This is a genomic window from Bradyrhizobium sp. USDA 327, assembly GCF_041262065.1.
Taxonomy (GTDB): domain Bacteria; phylum Pseudomonadota; class Alphaproteobacteria; order Rhizobiales; family Xanthobacteraceae; genus Bradyrhizobium; species Bradyrhizobium liaoningense.
Genome location: NZ_JBGCCW010000001.1, coordinates 2,539,465 through 2,556,466 on the forward strand (window position 1 = coordinate 2,539,465; position 17,002 = coordinate 2,556,466).

The window sequence follows — 17,002 nt, forward strand, 5'->3', positions numbered from 1 at the left end:
CCCGAGATGACTGAAGTATTGTTCTACCATCTCCAAAACATGACGGTGGAGAATGTGTTGCCGCCGCTTCTCGAGAAATCGCTCGAGCGCGGCTGGCGCGTCGTGGTGCAGTCGAGCTCGGAGGAACGCGCCGATGCGCTCGATTCGCATTTGTGGACCTATCGCGACGATTCCTTCCTGCCGCACGCGACATGGCGGGTGAACGACGTTGCCGATCAGCCGATCGTGCTGGCGATCGAGGGGGCCAATCCCAACGGGGCCAATGTCCGCTTCCTGATCGACAATGCCGTGCTGCCGGAGGACTCACAGGGCTACGAGCGCATGGTGCTGCTGTTCGACGGCGACGATCCGGATGCGCTTGCGCTCGCCCGCGCGGCCTGGACCGATTGCAAGGCACGGGGATTTGATGTCACCTATTGGCAGGCCGACGAGCGGGGCCGGTGGCAGAGGCGGAATTAGCGGCCGTCAGCAATTAATGATAATTTGCACTTTTCGAACGATCCTGGCTTCGGCCACCTTCGTGCCGCAAAGGGATGTTGGGACAATCGTTTAGGGCTGGTCCTTCAGGCGGGGAATTAGTTTATCGTGCGACATCAAAAGCTTCCCGGCTCGCTCATGATTGCGTTGGCCGCCGTAGCACCGCTGGTCGCGGGCTGCTCAGGCACTGATCTGCTGTCGAAGGACGCAGAATGGTTCCAGAAACCGGGCCGTATCTTCATCAAGAACATCTCGATCGAATCGCCGCCGCTCACGCCTGACAAGCCGGTGGGAGCCGAGGACCTCGTCAGCGCCGATGGCGCCTGTCCGGGCATGGCGCCGCCTCCCGGGCCGGCCGACGCCAATGCGTCGACGACGGCGCCAGCTCCGATGGGCGGCACGGTCGCGCTCGGGCATACCGAATGCGATGTGGTGCGCGGCATCGGCGCGCCTTCGAACGTCAACCTGTCCGCCGACGCCATCGGCCGACGCGTCGCCGTCGTCACCTGGACCACCGGCCCGCGCGCCGGCATCTACACCTTCACCGCCGGACGTCTGTCCTCGATCGAGGGCAATCCCGAGCCGCAGCCGGCGCCGAGGGCGGTGAAGCCGAAGAAGAAGCACGCGTAAGTGGTATGCGGGTTGCTGATTTCGACGGCGTGCTGTCAGCTCCGGATTGAATGTCTGTTCAACGTCTCGGATGGATTTTCACCGAAGAGGGCGCGGTAGTAGGCCGAGAATCGGCTGAAATCGGCAAAGCCCTGCCTGAAGGCAACCTCCGCCACGGTGACATCGGTTGCAACTCCGTGTTGCAGAAGCAGCCGCGCCTCGCACAACCGCTTTTGCCGAAGGTACCTCATCGGTGGGATGCCAAGGATCTCGTCGAAGGCTCTATGTAGCGCCCGCCGGGACACCCGCAAATGGGAGAGAAGCTCCGAGATGTGCACGGGAGCATTGCCCGCACCGTCGAGGTACTCCTGAGTTCTCCTCACCAGCCGTTGCGGTGAAGAAACGAAGACGTCCGATTGTTCTGAGTTCGCAATCGCGTAGCACGCGCTTTCGATGATGGCCCGCTTCCAGTACTCCGCCTCGGACGGCCCCAACCTGCGCGCGTGTCGATCGAAGCCGGCCATGATGCGTCTGAGGACCCGGGCCGAAGCGTCGCCCGTTTCAGGGTTGGTGTGGAACGCGCTCTTTCTCAGCCATGCCGTCGGCTCGCTGAACCGGCTGTCGGGCCCGAAGAAACGCGCCATATCCCCGGTCGAGGCCGAGATGGCACCAAAGGATACGCCCGCGAAGTACCGGCTTTGGTGCTCCACGCCGGGAGACCAGATCCTAATGCTGCCAGTGCCACGCTGGCGAGCTCTTTGCCTGCCGATCTCCGTGAGGAAACCTATCGTCACGCGGTCATCGCTGTAGACGCCGCGCGAAATAACCCCGTGCGAGAACGTGCCGAAACCAAGCGAAAGTCCCGCGACGCTCGCATGCTTCAGACGACCTTGCATGCGACCGGGCTGGATCTGGATGATCTCGGAACTGCTCGTCGGCGTGGCGGCCTGAAGTTGCTCGAATCCGTTGATCGCGATCTCAGTGCAGTTGATGGTGCTGCGATCGCCGTTCCGGCCGATGATCCCGACGACGCCCGGCATGTCCCGTTCTCCGGCTCCGCGTCATATGCTTCGCCTCCATTGCGACGGAAAAGCGGCGTGGGCCATTTAAATCAAATCTCGCGCATATCATCCGATTGAAAGACCGTCCATTTCTCGGCCGAAAGCGACAAGGCGTCGCATCGGCACAAACTGCGCATCACAGGAGCAGTCAGGGGAGATACCATAGCTTTGCAACCACTGCGGGACGGCTCTCAAAGAGTGTCGCATTCAATGGGAGGACGAACGGGGACACGAGAGGCCGACATGGGCGCTCGCGCGGTTCGCGGGCCGATGAGAAATTGGAGGGCCTGACAATGCAGTCATGTCGATTGAATTTCGTTTACGTACCACCTGCCGTGAATTCCCGGATCTGGCCGACGATTTTATTCACCGCAGCTATGTGCTGCGCCGCCCCCGGAATACTTCACGCAGCGCCCTTGGCGTCTCACCCGTCAGCCTTCCGATTCCAAGACGATCTCACGCAGGTGCGTGCAACCGTGCACCGCGGACGCGCTGTGGTCGGACCGCGAGGCGGCGCCGTTGTCCGGCGCGGCAGCGCCGTCGTCGGGCCTCGCGGCAATGTCGCGGTGCGTCGAACGACGGTGGTCCGGCCCGGCTATCACGGCGGCGGCGTGCGCTGGGCACGGCCCGGCTGGTATCGCTGGCCGGCCGGCGGCGCGATCGCCGCCGGCGCAGCGATCGGTTTCGTGACAGCAGGGACTGCAGCGGCGTGGGCGGGTGCCGCACCCGCGCCCGGAATGTGCTGGTACTATACCGATCCCTCACGCACCCAGGGCTTCTGGGACTATTGCCAGTAACCGCGAAGCGGATGGGCCGCCATCATGTTGCAGGCAGGGGTCGGTCATGGTCGTCAAGGTCGCGCGTCGATCGACGACATGGTCTGGATTGCCGGCGTCCACGATATGATCGGCAACGTTGGTGCAGGGCGGGTTCTCGCCGGACCTGTCAACAATGGTGCCGGAATTCCTCGAGCAGATAAGGCAGAGCAGGTGAAGCCGGGCGATCGAGGCCCTGATCTCCGGCATGCCCGCCGTCAACTTCGACCTGACGCTGCAAGTGGCGTTGAAGGTCGGAGCCAAGGAAAACCAGGTCGTATTCTGGTCGCGAAATCCGGACTGGAAGGATCAGACGCTCACGCCAAATCCCAGCACGATCTATTCGGAGCGAAGCAATGATCTCTCGCGAAGCGCGACAATCTCCCGCTACCCAGGATACCGTCTCTAGTGGTCCTGACAGGCGCCAACTCGTGTTGGCCGGCTCTGCCCTGGCATTGCTAGGGTTGTCGCCTGGAGTCATTCCCGCCGCTGCAGCGCAATCTTCAAGCGGGACGCAACCCAAGCCTGCGACAGCTTTAACGAAAGCTGCGAACGATGCGCTGCGGCAGTACCTCAATTTCGATGACAAGGAAGACTTCGACAACGCGACGCGCGGCCTCATTGCCAGGCCCGAAACGCTGACGATCCGCGACGAGAAGGGCGGCATCGTCTGGGATCTGGAGAGCTACAAGAAATTCATCGACCTGAACAAGCCGGCGCCCGAAACGGTCAATCCGAGCCTCTGGCGCAACGCCCAGCTCAACATGCAGTACGGTCTCTTCCGCGTGCACGACCGCATCGCGCAGGTGCGGGCATACAACCTGGCCAACGTCACCTTCGTGCAGGGCGATACGGGCTGGATCGTGCTGGATGCCGGCAGCGACACCGAGAGCACGAAAGAAGCCTATGAACTCGTCAGTCAGCATCTTGGCCGCCGGCCTGTCGTCGCGGTGGTCTACAGCCACTCACACGGCGATCATTACGGCGGCGTGCGCGGTCTTGTCGACGAGGCGGACGTGCGGGCCGGAAAGGTCCAGATCCTGGCGCCGCTCAATTTCACCGAACATGCGATCAGCGAATTCGTGATTGCCGGTAACGCGATGGGACGCCGCGGCATCTACATGTACGGACCGCTGCTGCCACGTAACCCCCAGGGCGGCGTGAATGCCGGACTTGGTCAGACGGTCAGCCACGGCACGACCGGGCTGATCCTCCCCACGCGCGAAATCAAGCAGACCGGGGAGGAGGTCGTCATCGATGGCGTGCGCATGATCTTCCAGATGACTCCCGGCACCGAGGCGCCCGCCGAGATGAACACCTACCTTCCCCAATTTCGCGCGATGTGGATGGCCGAGAACACGACCAACACCATGCACAACATCCTCACCCTGCGCGGCGCCCAGGTGCGCAACGCCTTGAACTGGGCGAAGTACATCAACGAGACGATCGACCTCTACGGCGAAGGCGCCGACGTCAAGTTTCAGGCCCACCATTGGCCGATGTGGGGGAACGCAAAGATCGTCGACTACTGGAAGAAGCAGCGAGATCTCTACAAGTTTATCCACGATCGCTCGGTGCACCTGATGAACAGGGGCTACACGGGCGTCGAGATCGCCGAGATGATCAAGCTGCCGCCGGAGCTCGACAAGGCCTGGTACAATCGCGGCTACTACGGCTCGCTGAAGCACAATTCGCGCGCCGTCTACCAATTCTACATGGGCTTCTACGACGCAAATCCGACGACCCTCGACCAGTTGCCTCCGGAACAGGCGGCCAGGAAGTACGTCGACTACATGGGCGGCGCGGCGGCGGTCCTGCAGAAATCGAAGGCGGACTTCGACAAGGGGGAATATCGCTGGGTCGCCGAAGCGCTCAAGCATGTCGTCTTTGCTGATCCCAACAACAAGGAAGCCAAGGAATTGCTCGCCGACGCCTATGAACAGATGGGCTATCAGGCTGAAAGCGGCACATGGCGCTCGGTCTACCTCCAGGGCGCATCCGAGCTTCGGCACGGCGTGCCCGATGCCGGCAGCATCGAGACGGCCGGGCCAGACACGGTCAGGGCCATGCCGCCCGAGATGACATTCGATTACCTCGCAGTGCAGCTCGATGCGGAGAAGGCTGCCGGCAAGAAGCTTTCCCTCACCGTGGCCTTCGACGATCTCGACCAGGCCTACGCGCTGTTCGTGGAAAACAGCGTCCTGAACTATTCGAATAAGCCCGCGACCACCGATGCCAAGATCACGCTCTCCAGGGCGACCTTCGACCGCATGCAGTCCGGTGAGTTGAAGGCAGAACAAGCCATCGCCTCCGGAGACGTGAAGGTCGAGGGGCGCAAGGAGGCGGTTACGGAGTTCGTCGGCCTGTTCCAGAAGCCGTCCTTCTGGTTCAACATCGTGACGCCTTGACCGGAGAGGAGGATCTCCCGATGAGGAGACGACTGTTCATTGCGCTGGTGATCGCGTTTTGGACAGGCTGGGCGCAGGCGCAGGCTGTAAGTCGGGACGATCTGCTGGCCCGAAGCATGCGAGCGCGCGCGATCGAGGCCGTGATCTGGGGCATGCCCGCCGTCAACTTCGACCTGATGTTGCAAGCGGCGTTGAAGGTCGGAGCCAAGGAAAACCAGATCGTATTCTGGTCGCGAATTCCGGATTGGAAGAATCAGACGCTCACGCCCAATCCGAGCACGATCTACCTGATGCCGTTCTTCAACACGAAGAGTACAGGTCCGATGGTGCTCGAGATCCCGCCGGCAAGCGGAGGCGAGATCACCGGCACGATCATGGATGCCTGGCAAGCCGCGCTCGATGACGTGGGACCGGCGGGAGCGGACAAGGGCAAGGGCGGAAAGTACCTGATCCTTCCGCCAGGCTACGCCGAGAAGACCCCTGACGGCTACATCCCCCTCGCGTCCGACACCAACTTGGGCTACGCGCTGCTGCGCTCCAACGTCGGCAACGGCAGCGAGGCGGACGTCGCGAAGGCGGTCGCCTACGCGAAGCAGATCAAGCTCTACCCGCTGTCCCAGGCGGCCGCTCCGCCCTCGACGGCCTTCATAGACGTAGTCGACGTCACCTACGACAGCACGATCCCTTACGACATCCGCTTTTTCCAGGCGCTCGACCGCTTCATCCAGCGGGAGACGTGGCTCGAACGCGACAAGGCCATGATCGATCAGATCAAGGCGATCGGCATCGAGAAGGGCAAACCGTTCGATCCCGGTCCTCAAGCGCAGAAGATGCTTGAGGAGGCGGCCCGAGACGCTCGCGAGTGGCTTGATCTCCGGTATGAAAGTCTCTTCAAGCCGTCCTTTTATGAAGGTGGCCAATGGGCGCTGCCGGTTGCGCACGACGTCACCGAAGGGCTGGCCAATCTCTTCGCCAAGCCAAACGTCTACCCGGTCGACGACCGCGGCGCGTTCTACTCGTTCGCATTCTCGAGCGTGAAGCACCTGGGGACCGGCCAATTCTATCTTGTCACGATCCGAGACAAGGACGGCAAGGCGCTCGACGGGGGAAGCACCTACCGCCTGACGGTGCCGGCAAACGCGCCGGTTTCGCTCTACTGGTCCGGCACGGTCTACGATCGCGAGACGCATGGCCTCATCAGGGATACGAAGTGGTCGAGCCGGGGCTCGAACACGCCAGGGCTGCAGACCAACCCCGACGGCTCGGCCGAGATCTTCTTCGGCCCGAACGCTCCCGCCGGGAAGGAGTCGAATTGGATTCCGACCAGGGCCGGTGGAGGATGGGAAATCATCTTCCGCTTCTACGGCCCGAAAAAAGCTCTCTTCGACAAGACCTGGCGCTTACCGGATATCGAAAGGATCGCGGCGCAATGAGCGGTCTCGATCTCTTCGCCTGGGTCGTCTTGATCATCGTGCTCGCGGTGATCGTGCTGGTGGTCTGGCTGATGGGATCGCTGCCGGGGCACGTGGCGAGGCGACGAGGACACCCCTGGGCCGAGGCGGTGGGTATCGCCGGCTGGATCACGCTGATCTTCGGCTTTGTGCTGTGGCCGGTTGCGATGATCTGGGCATACGTAGACGTCCCGGCGAAGCGGACAATGGAGCCCCGGCCATGATGATAGCCCTCATGGCGCTCTATCTGGCGCTCCTGTTCACGCTGGTCTGGGTCGGCGCGATCCGCTTCAACGCGTTCTGGAAGGCCTCGCCTCTGATCGTGCTGCTTCTTCTGAACATCGGACTGTTCATCCCGATGGGATGGGGCGCGCCTCAGGGTAAGGCTTTGGTCTATCGGAACGCCGTCTCGATCGTTCCGGACGTCGCCGGCGAGGTCGTCGACGTGCCTGCCCGGCCGAACGCGCCTTTGAAGCAGGGCGACGTCCTCTTCCGGATCGATCCTACCCCCTACGACGCCCAGGTGAAGGCGATCGAGGCCCAACTCAAGCTGTCGAGCACGCGCCTGAGCCAAATGACTTCGCTGTACGAACGCGACGCAGGCCGCGGCTTCGATGTCGAGCAGCGGCAGTCGGAGGTCGACCAGTTGAAGGCCCAACTGCAGAACGCGCGATGGAATCTGGATAAGACCGTCGTGCGGGCACCCGCTGCCGGCTACGCGACCAACGTTGCACTTCGGAAGGGCGCGCGCGTCGGAAACCTGTCGGCTTCGCCGGCGATGGCGTTCATCGACACCTCGGAGACCGACGTCGCAATCGAGATCGATCAAATCGATGCCCGATATGTCGCCCCCGGTCAGAAGGTCGAAATCGCCTTCAAGTTTGCTCCCGGAAGGATTCTCACCGGCAAGGTCGAGAGCATCCTGCAGGCGGTCGCGACCGGGCAGACCCAGGTCTCGGGGCAGGCCGTCATGCCCAAAGCGATCGAGACCATGCCGTTCGTCGTGCGAGTGACGCTCGATGACGGCGAGGCCGCGAAAACTTTGCCGGCCGGCGCGACTGGAACGGCTGCCATCTTCACGGATCGCGTCGTCGTCAGTCATGTCATCCGCAAAGTGCTGCTGCGGCAGATCGCGATCCTCAACTACGTCGTTCCGTTCTGAAGGGGAGGGCGCCATGAGAACCAAGGCATCACTCGCGGCTGTTGCGACACTTGGATGCGTGATGACTTCGCTTCCTTCCCAAGCCTGGGCCGACGCCGGCGGTGTCGGGTTCTGGCTGCCCGGCATTTTCGGCAGTCTTGCCGCCGCGCCGACTGTGCCCGGCTGGGCCTATGCTTCGATCTATCTGCACCTGCAGGCTGATGCGGGAGCCACCAAGAATTTCGTCACCAGCGGCGCAGCCAGCGGCTCGGTTGTCACAGGCCTGAACGCGCATGGCGATGCTCTCGCACTGGGCATCACTTACACGTCGCCTCTCCCTGTGTTGGGGGGCCAGGCTGCGGTTTCAATCCTCACGGCGCCGGGCAATGTCGGTCTCGGCATCGACGCCACGCTGACTGGCCCTGCCGGAAATGCCATTTCAGGGGTCAGAACCGACAATCGGACTACGGTTTCCGATGTATTCTATCAAGGCACGCTCAAGTGGAATCAGGGTGTCCACAATGAGATGGTCTACATCACCGGCAATATCCCCAGCGGGACCTATGATCCGAATCGTCTCGCCAACCTGAACCTTGGCTTTGTCGCTTGGGATGCAGGTGCCGGCTACACCTACTTCGACCCGAAGACCGGTCATGAATTCTCGATCGTCGGCGGGCTGACCTACAGCCTGCCCAATCCGTATCTGCAATACCAGAACGGCATCGACTTCCATGTGGACTGGGCGGCGTCACAATTCCTGAGCAAGAATTTCCAGATCGGCGTGGCCGGCTACTTCTACCAGCAGATCACCGACGATTCCGGTCCGGGCGCGAAGCTCGGAGGTTTCAGGGGACGCGCGATCGGCATCGGACCTCAGATCGGGTTCATCATTCCCATGTCCGACGGGTACCAGGGCTATCTCAATCTGAGGGGCTACAAGGATCTGGAGGTCGAAAACCGCGCGAGCACGTGGAGCACCTGGGTGACGTTCGCGGTTTCGGCGGCGCCACCCGAACATGCATCATCAAAGCCAGCGGTGCGGAAGCATTAATTGTCATCCTGCTTGCAACGCCGATGGTTCCGCTCTGGCGCCACGGCCGTGCGTCCCGGCGGCACTGACAGAGCCTGCTTTCGTAATGGCCACGCGCCCCGGAATGCGCTTTGATGGGGCCAACAACAATCCGGAGGAAACCATGCGGTTCACTGCCTTCGTGGCGGCTCTGCTTCTGCCGCTCGGCGCGGCCGTCGCCCAGGACTATCCGACGAGGCCCATCACCATACTGGTGCCGTTCGCCGCCGGTGGGCCGACCGACACCATCGCACGCCTGACCGCGGCGGGGATGGCGAAGTCCCTGGGACAGCAGGTCATCGTCGAGAACGCGACCGGCGCCGGCGGCACCATCGGCACGACCCGCGCGGCGCGCGCTCAGCCGGACGGTTACACGCTGCTGATCCATCATGTCGGCATCTCGACTGCCGCTACGCTGTACCGCAATTTGAGCTATGACACGAAGACGGCCTTTGCGCCGATCGGGCTCGTGACCAACGCGCCGATGACCATCATCGCGCGTCCGGATTTCCCGGCCAACACGCTCAAGGAACTGGTCGCCTACGCCCAGCAGCAGGGCGACAAGCTGACCTACGCCAATGCCGGCCTTGGAGCGGCATCGCATCTCTGCGGCATGCTGTTCATGACGGCGATCCAGAAGCAGCTCACCACGGTGCCCTACAAGGGCAACGGCCCGATCATGAACGATCTGCTCGGCAAGCAGATCGATCTCACCTGCGACCAGGCGACGAACACCACCGGTCCGATCACGGCCAAGCAGGTCAAGGCCTATGCGATCACCACCAAGGAGCGGCTGAAGAGCCTGCCAGATCTGCCGACGGCCGACGAGGCCGGCCTCAAAGGCTTCGAGCTCGGCGTCTGGCACGGCATCTATGCGCCAAAGGGCACGTCGCCGGTGGTCGTTCAGAAGCTGACGGCGGCGCTCCAGACCGCACTCAAGGATCCGGCGTTGATCGCCCGGTTCAACGACATCAACACCGAGCCGGTCCCGCAGGACAAGGCGACGCCCGAGGCGCTGGGCGCGATGCTGACGAGTGAGATCGACCGCTGGGCGCCGATCATCAAGGCAGCCGGGCAATACGCGGACTGAGCTATTATAGTGCGCCGGGAATGCATTCTGAGCGTATAAAGATCAACCAGATCAAGGGTTAGCTTGCCGGTGTTATAATGCCGGTACTGTGCATGGGGTTGTTTTGCACGTTTTTGATGGCGCGCGGCCTCGTGGGTCAAGGCGTTACCCCGCCGCCTCATCAAACTGCGTGCTCGCCTCCAGCCACTGTTCCTCGGCGCGCGCCAGCGCGTCGGCGGCATTGGCGCGGGCCTTCGACAATTGCGCAGCCTGCTTGGGGTCGCGCGCAAAAATGTCGGGCAGTGCGAGCGCCGTGTCGATCTTGGCGATGATCTCGCTGACGCGGGCGATCTCGGCCTCTGCTTCCGCGATGCGCTTCTTCAGCGAGCCGCGATTGTCCGACCTCACGCGCTGCGGCTTCTCGCTTGCGCCGTTGCGCTCGCGCGGCGCTTCCGCGTTGCGCGCCGACAGCACCAGGCGGCGGTATTCGTCGAGGTCGCCGTCGTAATTGGTGACGGTGCGGTCGGCGACGATCCAGAGCCGGTCGGCGCAGGCCTCGATCAGGTAGCGGTCGTGCGAGACCATGATGACGGCGCCGGGGAATTCGTTGATCGCTTCCGCAAGCGCGGCGCGGCTGTCGATGTCGAGATGGTTGGTCGGCTCGTCCAGGATGATCATGTTGGGGCCGAAGAAGGTGGCAAGGCCGAGCAGCAGTCGCGCCTTCTCGCCGCCCGACAATTTGCCGGCCTTGGTGTCGGCGGCCTTGCCGGAGAAGCCCATCGCGCCGGCGCGGGCGCGCACTTTCGCCTCCGGCGCATCGCCCATCAGCTTGCGGACGTGATCGTAGGCGGAGGCGTCCTCGTTGAGCTCGTCGAGCTGGTGCTGCGCGAAATAGGCGATCGACAGCTTGTCGGCGCGAGTTACTCTGCCGGAGAACGGCGCGAGCCGTCCGGCGAGCAGCTTCACGAGCGTCGACTTGCCGTTGCCGTTGGCACCGAGAAGCGCGATGCGGTCGTCATTGTCGATGCGCAGGGTGACGCGGTTCAGCACCGGGCTCGCCGGATCGTAACCGACCGAGGCGTTGTCGACCGCGATGATCGGCGGCGACAGGATCTTCTCCGGCGCCGGAAAGCTGATCTCGCGCACGTCCTCGGTGACCAGCGCCGTGATCGGCTTCAGCCGCTCCAGCATCTTGACGCGCGATTGCGCCTGGCGCGCCTTGGAGGCCTTCGCCTTGAAGCGATCGACGAAGGCCTGCAGGCGCGCACGCTCGGCCTCCTGGCGCTTGACCGCCTTCGCGTCGAGCAGCTCGCGCGCGGCGCGCTGCTCCTCGAAGGAGGAATAGGTGCCCTTGTAGAGCGTCAGCTTGCCGCGCTCCAGATGCAGGATCTGGTCGACCGAGCTTTCCAGGAGGTCGCGGTCATGGCTGATCACGATCACCGTGCGCGGATAATGCGCGAGGTGGTCCTCCAGCCACAGCGTGCCTTCGAGGTCGAGATAGTTGGTGGGCTCGTCGAGCAGCAGAAGGTCGGGGGCCGCGAACAGCGTGGCGGCGAGCGCGACACGCATGCGCCAGCCGCCGGAGAATTCGGCGCAGGGGCGGAGCTGATCGGCAGCCGAGAAGCCGAGGCCGGAGAGGATGGCGGCGGCACGGCTCGGCGCCGAATGCGCGTCGATATCCACGAGCCGGGTCTGGATCTCGGCGATCCGGTGCGGATCGGTCGCGCTCTCGGCTTCGGCGAGCAGCGCATCGCGTTCGAGATCGGCCTTGAGCACGACCGTGATCAGGCTTTCTGGGCCGTTCGGCGCTTCCTGCGCGAGGCTGCCGATGCGCCAGCGGGGCGGAAGGGTCACCGAGCCGTGCTCGGCCGCGAGCTCGCCGCGGATCACCTTGAACAGCGTCGACTTGCCGGTGCCGTTGCGCCCGACAAGGCCGACGCGTGATCCGGGCGTGATCTGCACGGAACTCTGGTCGATCAAAAGGCGTCCGGCGAGACGGATGGAGAGATCGGTGATGGACAGCATGCGGCCTTGTCACCGCAAGGCGCGTCGAACGCAACTCGTTTTTCCGTCAGAGCTCCCGCTCGCGCTGCCTCAAGGCGTTGAGGAGCTGCTCGAGATGTGTCGGGAGGCGAGGCTCGGGGCGAAGGCTCTGCTGCAGCCGCTCGCCCACGGCATCGCAAATCGAGCGGCTGGTGCGGCGGTCGATCTGTTCGCTGTCATTGGCAAGGAGGCCAGCCATCGCGAAGTTCCGTGCTCTCAAAGTAAGGACATGGTACCAAGTCATTGCCGGCCAAATAGTTTCGCCGGCGGCGGGCCATGCCGGGCATTCTCGTAAAAATTGTATGAACTGCGCCTTTTCCGCTCAAGGCAAAGCCCCGGCGAGGGGGCGCCGGGGCTTCTCCTGGAAGGTACCTGGGGGGCTTGGGTACCCTCGGGAAGGTGCTGACGGGCTCAGTAGCAGCGGTTGATCAGCCGCCAGCGGGGTCCCCAGGGGGTCGGGACCAGCCGGCGCACATAGCAGCCGCCATAACCGTAGGAGACGGGGCCCCCGGCGTAGAAGCGCGGTCCGCCCCAGCCGTGGCCGTGGTGCCAGCCGCCGCCGTGCCAGCCTCGGCCGCCGTGCCAGTGCGCGGAGGCCGAGGTCGGTGCCAGCGCGGCACCCAGTGCGACCGCGGCGACGGCGGCAAGCGAAAGTTTCCTCCACATGGTGATCTCCTAAAGACTGCCGGCGCGGGGCTATCGCGTCGATGGAAAGGCCGCCGAAACGGTCCGCCTGATGATCAGGCTTCGGTTTCGATGGCCCCGACCTTACGCCGGTGAAGCTGAACCGATCCCTGACGGCGGTTTCAGATTGGGTTCATCTGGGTGAAATCGTTGTCATCCATGCTGGAATTGGCAACCCGTCCCCGCGGCGAAGCGCCTGTGCGGGCCATTTCGGCGGGTCGCTTGCCGTCCGGCAAAGGCGCCGATATAAGCCCCGCAACTCCGAACCACCGCTTTCTTCCCAAGGACAACATTATGGCCATCGAACGCACTTTCTCGATCATCAAGCCCGACGCGACCGAGCGTAACCTGACCGGCGCGGTCAACGCCGTGATCGAGAAGGCGGGCCTGCGCATCGTCGCGCAGAAGCGCATCCGCATGACCAAGGAGCAGGCCGAGACCTTCTACGCCGTCCACAAGGCGCGCCCGTTCTTCGGCGAGCTCGTCGCGTTCATGACCTCCGGCCCGGTCGTGGTTCAGGTTCTGGAAGGCGAGGGCGCGATCGCCAAGTACCGCGAGGTGATGGGCGCGACCGATCCGGCCAAGGCCGCCGAGGGCACCGTCCGCAAGCTCTACGCAAAGTCGATCGGCGAGAACTCGGTGCACGGTTCGGATGCGCCGGAGACGGCTGCGGTCGAGATCGCGCAGTTCTTCTCGGGCAACGAGATCGTCGGCTGATCCATCGGCGGACAGGTTAGGGACGACGGGCGAAAGGACTGATTGTGGACTGGCTCTGGCAGATCTTCGATCCCGCTACGATCGGGGCATTCTTCACCCAGTTCCGCAATGAGATGGCCGAACCGACGTTCTGGCTTGCGGTCGGCAAGATCATCTGGATCAACATTCTGCTCTCCGGCGACAACGCGCTGGTGATTGCGCTCGCCTGCCGCGGTCTCTCGCCGCGCCACAGGCTCTGGGGCATGATCTTCGGCGCCGGCGCAGCGGTGATGCTGCGGATCATCTTCACCGGCATCGTCGCCACACTGATGGGGCTGCCGTACCTCAAGCTCATCGGCGGTCTCGCGCTGATCGTGATCGCGGCCAAGCTGCTGGTGCCGGAAAACGAGGACGAGGACGACGTCGAGTCCGCCTCGCATCTATGGCACGCCATCCAGATCGTCGTGGTCGCCGACATCGTCATGAGTCTGGACAACGTCATTGCGGTCGCTGCCGCGGCCAATGGCAGCGTGCCGCTCTTGATCCTTGGCCTCGCCATCAGCGTGCCGCTGATCGTCGCCGGCGCCGCGCTGATCATGGCGCTGCTCGCAAAGCTGCCGGTCCTGGTCTGGGCTGGCGCTGCGCTGCTCGGCTGGGTGGCGGGCGAGGTGATCGCGACCGACCCGGGCGTCGCGCCGAAGCTGCACATGCTGCTCGACGGCCCGCTGGGCACCTCGCTGGACAGCATGCTCGGCGCGCTCCGCATCCCGCCGCAGTTCGGCCATGGCGGGGCAGGCGGCGAATATCTCTGTGCCGTGCTCGGCGTCGTGGTCGTGCTGGTGGTCGGCTACATCTGGCGCCGACGCAGCCTGACCCAGGCAGCGCTCGAATCCTCCGAGCGCCACGCCAAGGCCTCGGCGGAGTGACTTCGACGGCCGCCGGTGCCTGCGCCGAACCTGCTGCGATTGACGGATGCAGCGCGGCAGTGGTCAGCGGCGCGGTGTAGCGCTTTTCCCCATGTTTAGATCTTATCTTATTCTAAACTACTGAAAACAAATGCACTTTCGTTGACTTGGTGACGGTTCCCGCATCACGTCGCTCCGGTTGTCATCTTATCGAACCGGAAGCTGCTGCGAGATGCCGTCGAGAGTCATTTGCCGTCCCATTGCTATTCTGGCGTCCACCGTCAAAGCGCTTCCGAGGTTCTCCAGCCCGACGGCATTCGCGGCCTCCATGGTCTCCATCGCCCTGTTCAGCGACGGCCTCGTGCACGTCGCCAATGCGCAAAGCGCTGCGACGGGGACGGAGCAGGCAGCTACGTTGCCGCCGGTGACCGTCACCGCAGATGCGCCAAAGCCGCGCGCACGTGCGCGATCCAATCCCAGCCGAAGGGCGGGGCGTCAGACTGCGCCCGCGAACGAGCGGTCCAGGATGCAGGCGGAAGCGACCCCCAATACTGCGAAGCCCGGAACGCTCCCGCCGTCCTACGCGGGCGGGCAGGTGGCCCGCGGCGGACAGATCGGCTTGCTGGGAAACAAGGATTTCATGGATACGCCGTTCAACATCACGAGCTACACGGCGAAGAAGATCGAAGATCAACAGGCCGTCACGGTCGCCGACGTCGTCAGCAACGATCCGTCGGTCCGTTTCACCGGCCAGACCGGCGGCATCCTCGACTCATTCTTCATCCGCGGCTTTCCGATCGGCGAGGGAAATGTCGGAGAAATTGCCTTCAACGGTGTCTATGGCGTTGCGCCGAACTACCGTGTGTTCACCGATTACGTCGAGCGAATCGAAATCATCAAGGGTCCGACTGCGCTGCTTTACGGCATGGCGCCAAACAGCAGCGTCGGCGGCACCATCAACATCGTCCCGAAGCGTGCAGGGGACGTCGACCTGACGCGGGTCACGACCGACTACGCGACGAGCACCCAGCTCGGCACCCATCTCGACGTGAGCCGACGGTTCGGCGAGAACCGCGAATTCGGCATTCGCGTCAACGGCAGCTATCACAATGGCGATACGCCGCTGGACAACCAGACCCGGGAGGCGCATGTCGGCTCCGCGGCGTTCGATTATCGCGGTGAGAAATTCAGAGCCTCGCTCGACTTCATCGATCAAGAAGAAAAATTCGACGCGCCCACGAGGCCGTTTCTGGTCGCAACGGGCGTCGCCGTCCCGACGGCGCCGGTCGGGCGGCGCAATGTCACGCAGTCCTGGGAATGGGCCAAGGTTCACGACAACTCGCTGCTGGCGCGCGCCGAATACGACGTGACTGAAACCGTGACCGTGTTCGCTGATGCCGGTGGGGGCAGGACCCAGGTCGATCGTCTGTTCGGCACACCGACAATCCTGAACGCGGCCGGTGACACCACGTCGACACCAGGGCGCTTCAAGTTCGACATCGACAGGAACGTGGCCGACGCCGGCCTTCGCGCCCGGTTCGACACCGCAGCGATCAGTCACGCCGTGACCTTCCAGGGCAGCTATTACATTGACGAGGTTTCGCGCGGCTCGGTGAACGGCACGCCGGTGCTATCCAACATCTATGCGCCGATCGCTCGTCCCCAGCAGCTCGTTCCGGCTCCCGCGACTGTGCCGAAGCTGTCAGACACCGAGCTGACCGGTCTTGCGCTGGCCGACACCATGTCGGTTTTCCAGGAGCGCCTTCAGCTGACCCTCGGCGTCAGGCAACAGGGCGTCAAGTCGAACAACTACAACACCACCACGGGAGCCGTGACCTCCGCCTACGACCAGACGGCGTACACGCCCATGGTCGGCGTCGTCGTCAAGCCCTGGAGCCACGTTTCGCTGTACGCCAACTACATCGAAGGGCTCAGCAAGGGCGACGTCGCTCCGACGACGGCGAGCAATCAAGGAGAGGTCCTGGCGCCCTATTTCAGCAAGCAGAAGGAAGCAGGCGTCAAGGTCGATCTCGGCATGCTCGCCACCACGATCAGCCTGTTCGAGATCACCAAACCCTCGGGACAGCTGGGCCTCGACAAGGTTTACCGGGCGGACGCCGAACAGCGCAATCGCGGCGTGGAATTGACCGTGTTCGGAGAATTGCAGCCGGGAATTCGCGTGCTCGGCGGCGTGACGTTGATCGACGCGGAGCTGACAAAGACGAGCACGGCAGCCAATCTGGGCAAGACGCCGATCGGCGTGCCCCAGGTGCAGGCCAATCTGTCCACAGAATGGGACACACCGTTCGCACCAGGACTGACGCTGGTCGCAAACGCTATCTATACCGGGCATCAATATCTGGATGGAGCAAACACGCAGGTCGTTCCGGCCTGGACCAGGCTCGATCTCGGCGCGCGCTACAGCACGCGCATCAACAATCGGCCCGTCACGCTGCGGGCCCTGGTCCAGAACGTGTTCGACACCAATTACTGGGCCGGCGTCGCAAGCTACTCGGCACTCGCGCAAGGCGCGCCGCGAACCCTGCTCTTGTCGATGTCGACGGATTTCTGAGC

The 17,002-nt window shown here is 63.5% G+C and carries 17 protein-coding genes; 13 read left to right on the forward strand and 4 right to left on the reverse strand.

All coding sequences use genetic code 11. From position 1 onward, the window contains the following. The first annotated feature begins 6 nt into the window (after positions 1-6). Both ABIA42_RS11470 and ABIA42_RS11475 read left to right on the forward strand, forming a co-directional pair. Positions 7-459, forward strand: coding sequence for a DNA polymerase III subunit chi (locus ABIA42_RS11470; RefSeq protein WP_271530402.1), 453 nt, complete (start codon positions 7-9; stop codon positions 457-459). A gap of 165 nt (positions 460-624) precedes the next feature. Further along, positions 625-1,107 (forward strand): hypothetical protein, encoded by a 483-nt coding sequence (locus ABIA42_RS11475; RefSeq protein WP_271530724.1) that lies wholly within the window; start codon positions 625-627, stop codon positions 1,105-1,107. Positions 1,108-1,142: 35 nt separating this feature from the next. Here ABIA42_RS11475 and ABIA42_RS11480 read toward each other — a convergent pair whose 3' ends face one another. Continuing rightward, the gene (locus ABIA42_RS11480; protein ID WP_271530403.1) at positions 1,143-2,126 is read right to left on the reverse strand and encodes a helix-turn-helix transcriptional regulator; all 984 of its coding nucleotides are present in this window, start codon (positions 2,124-2,126) and stop codon (positions 1,143-1,145) included. A gap of 515 nt (positions 2,127-2,641) precedes the next feature. On the opposite strand from ABIA42_RS11480, the gene ABIA42_RS11485 reads away from it, so the two are divergent. The 8 genes from ABIA42_RS11485 to ABIA42_RS11520 all read left to right on the forward strand — a co-directional run bounded on the left by ABIA42_RS11485 (position 2,642) and on the right by ABIA42_RS11520 (position 10,121). Continuing rightward, the gene (locus tag ABIA42_RS11485) at positions 2,642-2,944 is read left to right on the forward strand and encodes a hypothetical protein (protein WP_271530404.1); all 303 of its coding nucleotides are present in this window, start codon (positions 2,642-2,644) and stop codon (positions 2,942-2,944) included. Between the two features lie 226 nt (positions 2,945-3,170). Next, positions 3,171-3,371, forward strand: a complete 201-nt coding sequence (locus ABIA42_RS11490; RefSeq protein WP_271530405.1) for a hypothetical protein — start codon at positions 3,171-3,173, stop codon at positions 3,369-3,371. A gap of 55 nt (positions 3,372-3,426) precedes the next feature. Continuing rightward, entirely contained in the window at positions 3,427-5,370 is a 1,944-nt protein-coding gene (locus ABIA42_RS11495; protein ID WP_271530406.1) for an alkyl/aryl-sulfatase, read from the forward strand. A gap of 20 nt (positions 5,371-5,390) precedes the next feature. Beyond that, positions 5,391-6,803 (forward strand): DUF1254 domain-containing protein, encoded by a 1,413-nt coding sequence (locus ABIA42_RS11500; RefSeq protein ID WP_370113581.1) that lies wholly within the window; start codon positions 5,391-5,393, stop codon positions 6,801-6,803. Next, complete coding sequence (locus ABIA42_RS11505) at positions 6,800-7,045, forward strand: DUF3302 domain-containing protein (protein WP_370113579.1); 246 nt, start codon at positions 6,800-6,802, stop codon at positions 7,043-7,045. The genes ABIA42_RS11500 and ABIA42_RS11505 overlap by 4 nt, the downstream gene beginning before the upstream one ends. Beyond that, positions 7,042-7,983, forward strand: a complete 942-nt coding sequence (locus tag ABIA42_RS11510) for an HlyD family secretion protein (RefSeq protein ID WP_370113577.1) — start codon at positions 7,042-7,044, stop codon at positions 7,981-7,983. Before ABIA42_RS11505 ends, ABIA42_RS11510 begins: the two co-directional genes overlap by 4 nt. Before the next feature lie 13 nt (positions 7,984-7,996). Continuing rightward, positions 7,997-9,013, forward strand: coding sequence for a transporter (locus tag ABIA42_RS11515; RefSeq protein ID WP_370113575.1), 1,017 nt, complete (start codon positions 7,997-7,999; stop codon positions 9,011-9,013). 142 nt (positions 9,014-9,155) lie between these two features. Further along, positions 9,156-10,121, forward strand: a complete 966-nt coding sequence (locus ABIA42_RS11520) for a tripartite tricarboxylate transporter substrate-binding protein (protein WP_370113573.1) — start codon at positions 9,156-9,158, stop codon at positions 10,119-10,121. A gap of 144 nt (positions 10,122-10,265) precedes the next feature. Here the strand turns inward: ABIA42_RS11520 and ABIA42_RS11525 are convergent, their stop codons facing one another. From ABIA42_RS11525 to ABIA42_RS11535, 3 genes are all read right to left on the reverse strand, one after another. Further along, a complete protein-coding gene (locus ABIA42_RS11525; protein WP_370113571.1) occupies positions 10,266-12,125 on the reverse strand; it encodes an ABC-F family ATP-binding cassette domain-containing protein in 1,860 nt (619 codons plus the stop codon). Positions 12,126-12,171: 46 nt separating this feature from the next. Then, a complete protein-coding gene (locus ABIA42_RS11530; protein WP_370113569.1) occupies positions 12,172-12,342 on the reverse strand; it encodes a hypothetical protein in 171 nt (56 codons plus the stop codon). Positions 12,343-12,554: 212 nt separating this feature from the next. Next, entirely contained in the window at positions 12,555-12,809 is a 255-nt protein-coding gene (locus ABIA42_RS11535) for a hypothetical protein (RefSeq protein ID WP_028178706.1), read from the reverse strand. 312 nt (positions 12,810-13,121) lie between these two features. Here ABIA42_RS11535 and ndk point away from each other — a divergent pair, with 312 nt between their 5' ends. The 3 genes from ndk to ABIA42_RS11550 all read left to right on the forward strand — a co-directional run bounded on the left by ndk (position 13,122) and on the right by ABIA42_RS11550 (position 17,000). Beyond that, the gene (gene ndk, locus ABIA42_RS11540; RefSeq protein ID WP_271530414.1) at positions 13,122-13,544 is read left to right on the forward strand and encodes a nucleoside-diphosphate kinase; all 423 of its coding nucleotides are present in this window, start codon (positions 13,122-13,124) and stop codon (positions 13,542-13,544) included. A gap of 44 nt (positions 13,545-13,588) precedes the next feature. Beyond that, a complete protein-coding gene (locus ABIA42_RS11545) occupies positions 13,589-14,449 on the forward strand; it encodes a TerC family protein (protein ID WP_271530415.1) in 861 nt (286 codons plus the stop codon). A 505-nt stretch (positions 14,450-14,954) separates the two neighbouring features. Next, entirely contained in the window at positions 14,955-17,000 is a 2,046-nt protein-coding gene (locus ABIA42_RS11550; RefSeq protein ID WP_370123521.1) for a TonB-dependent receptor, read from the forward strand. Positions 17,001-17,002: the final 2 nt, after the last annotated feature.